This is a genomic window from Micromonospora sp. LOL_021 (assembly GCF_048060215.1).
Classification (GTDB): Bacteria; Actinomycetota; Actinomycetes; order Mycobacteriales; family Micromonosporaceae; genus Micromonospora_E.
In genome coordinates, this window is sequence record NZ_JBHMIN010000154.1 from 1 (window position 1) to 467 (window position 467).

Consider the following 467-nt stretch of genomic DNA (forward strand, 5'->3'; position numbering starts at 1 on the left):
TCGTGGCCGAGCCAGTGTTCGATGGAGTGGATGGACTTGTTCATCTCGTCGGGGAGCCAGCCCTGGTGGCGGCCGGCTTCGGTGGCGTGGATGGTGGCGACGAGGGGGATGTCGAGGTGTTCGGTGAGGGTGATGGCGGTGTGGGTGACGAGCCAGTCGTGGGCGTGGATGACGTCGTATTCGGCGGTCTGGGTGGCGCGCAGGGCGGCGCGGGTGAGGGTGTGGTTGAAGGCCATGGTCCAGGCGAGGAGGCTGGGGGTGGCCAGGGGGAACAGGGGTGGGTCCTCGGCGGCGCGGATGATGCGGACGCCGTCGGCGTATTCCTCGAGGGGTGCGCCGGGGGCGTGGCGGGTGACGACGGTGACCTCGTGGCCGGCGTTGGCCAGGGCGACGGAGAGGGCGTGCACGTGCCGGCCCAGTCCGCCCACCAGCACCGGCGGGTACTCCCAGGACAGCATCAGAATCCG

The 467-nt window shown here is 70.4% G+C and carries 1 protein-coding gene; it reads right to left on the reverse strand.

What is annotated here, in order from left to right:
* On the reverse strand, positions 1–467 hold a 467-nt coding region (locus ACFHWT_RS31460; protein ID WP_416598342.1), incomplete at both ends, for a glycogen/starch synthase.